Genomic DNA, 4,665 nt, shown 5'->3' with positions numbered 1-4,665 from the left:
GCCCGGCGGGGAAAGCGTCCCGCCAGGCCTGCCGGCTTCGTCCAGCCTAAGGCACCCGAACCCATGTCAAATCGAGCCTCGGTGGGGTGGCTGCGGGTCCGTTGTGGGCGCGCTGCGGGGCCGTTATGGGTGGGTATGGGTGGGTATGGGTGGGGTGGGTCTGTTGTGGGTGGGCGATCAGGGGCCGTCGGTGGCCGACTCGACGGTCTCGTGGATGTGCATGACCTCGGTCAGCTCGGTCAGCCGGAACAGCTTGTGCACGGCCGGCTGCATGGAGGCCATCCGGAACTCGCCGCCCTCTCCGTCCAGCTTGCGGTGCCAGTCGAGCATGAGCGACAGCCCTGTGGTGTCCATGAACGGCACGCCGCTCAGGTCCACCACGACATGGGCGCTCGTGCTCTCCTCGAGGCGGTCGGACAGCACCGGGACGGTGTCCGCGTCGAGCTCGCCCGACACCGCGACGACCGTCCAGCCGCCCCGCTCCTCACTGCGCACCTGCAACTCCATGGTCCCCGAGCCTAGCCACCGGGAGGACCCGGTGCCGATACCGTGTCGCGGTACCGGGGACGACCGCTCGGTGGCGCGCCGGGAGGATGTGCGACGATGCGGTAACGGCCGATCAACGGGGAGCGGATGTGCGCAACGAGCCAGCGGCGCCGGTGGCCGTGACGCTGCCCGCTTCGGCGGGCGCATCGGCGCAGGCCCGGCAGGTGCTGGGCGAGGCGGGGGCGTCCTGGGGCTTGTCCGAGGACACCATCGACGACGCCAACCTGGTGGTGACGGAACTGGTCTCCAACGCGGTGGACCACGCGAGCGGTCCGGTGGGGTTGACGCTCTCCCGGACGGAGACGGGGCTGCGGATCGAGGTGGCGGACCAGTCGGCCACGCCGCCGCAGCCGAGGCCGGTCCAGGTGGACTCCGCGCGGGGGCGCGGGCTGATCATCGTGGCGGCGCTGAGCCGGGCGTGGGGTTCCGACCCGACCCCGGACGGCAAGGTCGTCTGGGCCGAGCTGGACGGCTGAGGCCCCGGCCGGGCAGGGACCGACCGGGGCTCGGTGGCGGGCCGCTCCGGCAGGGACGGCGCGGCACGAACCACTGTCGGCTGACACCCGGACGGGAAACAAGCCGGGACGCGATCCGTAGGGGTACGGCACTTATTCGACGAGGGCCGCCCCCTCCGGCAGGGGACGGCCCTCGGTGTTCCCTCCGGCTACTGCTGCTCGCGGAACCGGTCCAGGCCCTCCTTGGCCTTCTCCGTGCCGGTCTGGATGTGCTCGGAGTGCTGACCGCCGGTCCGTTCGTCGACGAACTGGCCGGCCTTGTCGATGCCCTGGTCCGCCTTGTCGCCGTGCTGGCCGAGGGCCTCCTTGGCCTTGTCCTTCAGCTCGTCGAACTTGTCGCCGATGCCCATCTGCGCTCGAACCTCCTCCGGGTGTCCCGCGTGGACACTCGCCCCCGGGGGTTCCCGCGCGCCGCCGCGGATGATGCGACCACACCCGCAACTCACCCGGTCGAGTGAGGCCGTCAGTTACCAACCAATTGCGGTCCATTGACGTCAACTATTGCCAACGACAGCCGGTTCGCGCTTGACTGACCCGGGGTTCCTCGGTGTCGACCGGAGGTGGACGTGAACGTCGTGCGAGTCGTGGCCGCGGTCGTCGCGCTGATCGGGTCGGTGGGCCTCGCCACGCCCGCGAACGCCGCCACCGCCCTGCCCGTGGTGGACATGGAGGCGGTGCTCAAGGCCGCGCAGATCGACCCGCGCCGCGCCGACTCGGCCGTCACGCCCGGCAGCGGGGACAGCGTGCGGCTGGTCGAGCGGGCGCTGGCGGCGAAGGGCCTGCTGGCCCCGACCTACGTCGACGGCCACTTCGGCACCAGGACGATCGACGCCTACGCCGCCTACCAGCGGTCGCTCGGCTACACCGGGCTGGACGCGTCCGGCCTGCCGGGACCGACCTCGCTGCGCCTGCTGGGCGAGACGACCTACACCGTGACCCGGGCGGTGTCGGCGGGCAGCCGGGTCACCTACCGGGGCGGGCTGATGAACACCCGCACCAAGGCCATGCTGGTGGAGGCGGAACGGCTGCTCGGCCGGTCGCTGACCGTCACCCAGGGCTCCTACAACCCGGGCGGCGTGCCGGGTTCGGCGGGCACGCACGACGGTGGCGGCGCGCTCGACCTCTCGGTGTCCGGCATGACCGCCGCCACCCGCACGACCGTGGCGAGGGTGCTGCGGCAGGTCGGGTTCGCGGCCTGGGTCCGCACCCCGGCGCAGGGCTTCGACTACCACATCCACGCGATCGCGGTGAACGACCCGGACCAGTCGCCCGGCGCGCAGCACCAGGCGGGCGACTACCACCTCGGCCTGAACGGGCTGGCCGACCGGGGCCCGGACGACGGCCCGGCGGTCTCGCCCAAGCGGACGTGGGAGGAGTACCAGCGTTCGCTCTAGGGTGGGACCACGGCCCATCTACGATGGGCTGATGGTCGTCCGAACGGGGTCACGATGAGCAACGTGGAGACCCACCCGTCCGAGCTGATCTGCGAGAGCACGTCCGGCGCCGCGGCGGTCGAGGTGCTCGCCCCGCGCGACGTGCCGCTGGGCGGGCCGCGGGCGATGACGGTGCGGCGCACGCTGCCCCAGCGGCAGCGGTCGCTGATCGGCGCGTGGTGCTTCGCCGACCACTACGGGCCGGACGACGTGTCGGTCACCGGCGGCATGGACGTCGCGCCGCACCCGCACACGGGCCTGCAGACCGCGAGCTGGCTGTTCAGCGGCGAGATCGAGCACCGGGACAGCCTCGGCGTGCACGCGCTCGTGCGGCCGGGCGAGCTGAACCTGATGACCGCCGGGCACGGGATCTGCCACTCCGAGGTGTCGACCCCGGGCACGACCGTGCTGCACGGCGTGCAGCTGTGGATCGCGCTGCCCGACGCCCACCGCGACGCGCCCCGCGACTTCCAGCACCACGTGCCCGAGGCGGTGGCGCTGGACGGCGCGACCGCGCGCGTGTTCCTCGGCACGGTCGCCGGCGCCACGTCCCCGGTGCGCACCTTCACGCCGTTGCTGGGCGCGGAGCTGGTGCTCGACCCGGGCGCGCGGCTCGCGCTCGACGTGGACCCGGCGTTCGAGCACGGCGTGCTGGTCGACGTCGGCGCGGTCGAGCTGGGCGGCACGCCGCTCACCGGGGGCGCGCTCGGCTACGTCGGCCTCGGCGCGACGACGCTGCACCTGGTCAACACCGGGGCCGCGGCGGCCCGCGTGGTGCTGCTCGGCGGCGAGCCGCTGGGCGAGGACCTGGTGATGTGGTGGAACTTCGTCGGCCGCAGCCACGAGGAGGTCGCCCTGTTCCGCGAGCAGTGGCAGGCCGGGTCCGAGCGGTTCGGCCGGGTCGAGGGCTACCCCGGCGACCGGCTGCCCGCGCCGCCGTTGCCCGGCGGCAGGCTCCGGCCGCGCGGCAACCCGCCCCGGGGCTGACCGGCAGGGCGACGACGACCGGTAGCGGTCGCGAGGTGGGCCGCCGCATGCCCGGCCCACGCCTTCGGGACGACGACCGGGTCGCGGGCCATGATCACGACGATGGCCACGACGGCGTCGCCCGCGCCGCCGATCGGCCGAGATCGACATCGGCCGATGCGACACCACCCGCCCTTGTGACGCAGAACACTGTGATGTCTCGGCCGGGAATTCGCCGAAACGGCATGTTTGGACCCGGTCGACCACCCCGGCGGAGCACTTCCGCCACCCGTGCCGGGCCGGCTCTCCGCACAACTCGTGGCTGCGATCCCCGCCGGCACGGGGAATAAGAGAACCGCTCTGATTCCACGGCGCCCCGCCACCCTCTCGGCCCACCGTCCGATTACGTTCCGTCAAGCGGGGTCGATTCGCCACCGAATACAACCCCGACCACCGCCTCGGACGATCGGCGTAATTTCCGGCCACCTGATCGTCCGAGGCGCGGGTGGAAGGGGTGCGCCCGACCGCGCGTTCTGCTTTATTTGTGGTGTCGCCGATCCCGGCGAAATCGAGAAGGATTCCACACCAAGGAGACCTCGTGTTGAAGCGTCTTGCCTCGGGTGCCGCGCTGGCCGTCATGACCGGTGCGATGGTGTTCGGCGGCAGCACCGCCGCCCAGGCCACCACCGTTCCCGACGCGTCGTGCATCAACTCCGACCCGACGGGTCTGGCCAACGTGATCGTGTGCACCATCAACACCACCGTGCAGGTGCCGATCGACCTGCCGGACTCGGTCATCACGATCGGCGACGTGCTGAGCGGCAACGACATCAAGGTGCTCAACGGCGCCGAGCTGGACGCGGTCGAGGTCACCATCAAGGACGTCATCGACGACGTGAACGTCGAGGACAACCTGGTGTTCAAGAGCGCCGTGGTCGACGCCCTGAACAACGCCGACATCATCGACGACATCGACGTCTCGAAGGTGTTCGTCGACCTGCTCTGAATTCCCGCCCCGACCGGATTGACGGTCGAGCCGACAATTCGACCGGACCCGCACCTGAGTCACAAAACCAATGGTGCACCGACCCCGCGCGCCGCCGGGCCGCGCAGCGCCGCGGCCCCAGAGTTGCGGCCGGCGGAAACACCACACCAGCAAGACGCCGCCCGCCCGCCCCGGCCGGCGCGGAGGGCGGGGCGACGCG

The 4,665-nt window shown here is 71.9% G+C and carries 6 protein-coding genes; 4 read left to right on the top strand and 2 right to left on the bottom strand.

Going from position 1 to position 4,665, the window contains the following annotated elements; translation table 11 throughout:
• Positions 1 to 177: 177 nt before the first annotated feature.
• Positions 178 to 507: an STAS domain-containing protein gene (locus tag ACFXGA_RS24440; RefSeq protein WP_378091414.1), complete on the bottom strand. Its 330-nt coding sequence runs from the start codon at positions 505 to 507 to the stop codon at positions 178 to 180.
• A 128-nt stretch (positions 508 to 635) separates the two neighbouring features.
• Between ACFXGA_RS24440 and ACFXGA_RS24435 the strand changes: the two genes are divergently transcribed.
• Positions 636 to 1,022 carry an ATP-binding protein gene (locus tag ACFXGA_RS24435; protein ID WP_378091412.1) on the top strand — a complete coding sequence of 129 codons (387 nt, stop codon included), beginning with the start codon at positions 636 to 638 and terminating at the stop codon, positions 1,020 to 1,022.
• A gap of 188 nt (positions 1,023 to 1,210) precedes the next feature.
• On the opposite strand, the gene ACFXGA_RS24430 is transcribed toward ACFXGA_RS24435, so the two are convergent.
• A complete protein-coding gene (locus tag ACFXGA_RS24430; protein WP_378091410.1) occupies positions 1,211 to 1,411 on the bottom strand; it encodes an antitoxin in 201 nt (66 codons plus the stop codon).
• A gap of 234 nt (positions 1,412 to 1,645) precedes the next feature.
• Here ACFXGA_RS24430 and ACFXGA_RS24425 point away from each other — a divergent pair, with 234 nt between their 5' ends.
• The 3 genes from ACFXGA_RS24425 to ACFXGA_RS24415 all read left to right on the top strand — a co-directional run bounded on the left by ACFXGA_RS24425 (position 1,646) and on the right by ACFXGA_RS24415 (position 4,466).
• Positions 1,646 to 2,455 (top strand): peptidoglycan-binding protein, encoded by an 810-nt coding sequence (locus tag ACFXGA_RS24425; protein ID WP_378091418.1) that lies wholly within the window; start codon positions 1,646 to 1,648, stop codon positions 2,453 to 2,455.
• A 54-nt stretch (positions 2,456 to 2,509) separates the two neighbouring features.
• The gene (locus tag ACFXGA_RS24420) at positions 2,510 to 3,481 is read left to right on the top strand and encodes a pirin family protein (RefSeq protein WP_378091409.1); all 972 of its coding nucleotides are present in this window, start codon (positions 2,510 to 2,512) and stop codon (positions 3,479 to 3,481) included.
• Between the two features lie 577 nt (positions 3,482 to 4,058).
• Positions 4,059 to 4,466 carry a hypothetical protein gene (locus ACFXGA_RS24415; RefSeq protein ID WP_378091407.1) on the top strand — a complete coding sequence of 136 codons (408 nt, stop codon included), beginning with the start codon at positions 4,059 to 4,061 and terminating at the stop codon, positions 4,464 to 4,466.
• Positions 4,467 to 4,665 lie beyond the last annotated feature (199 nt).

This window comes from Actinosynnema sp. NPDC059335, from assembly GCF_042752395.1.
Taxonomy (GTDB): domain Bacteria; phylum Actinomycetota; class Actinomycetes; order Mycobacteriales; family Pseudonocardiaceae; genus Actinosynnema.
The sequence above is the reverse complement of the archived record's forward strand: the minus strand, read 5'-3'. Positions and strand labels throughout refer to the sequence as shown.

What these genes read in the sequence shown, in the direction of transcription:
- ACFXGA_RS24440 (WP_378091414.1), bottom strand. Translation starts at nt 507, where the DNA reads ATGGAGTTGCAGGTGCGCAGTGAGGAGCGGGGCGGCTGGACGGTCGTC.
- ACFXGA_RS24430 (WP_378091410.1), bottom strand. Translation starts at nt 1,411, where the DNA reads ATGGGCATCGGCGACAAGTTCGACGAGCTGAAGGACAAGGCCAAGGAG.
- ACFXGA_RS24420 (WP_378091409.1), top strand. Translation starts at nt 2,510, where the DNA reads ATGAGCAACGTGGAGACCCACCCGTCCGAGCTGATCTGCGAGAGCACG.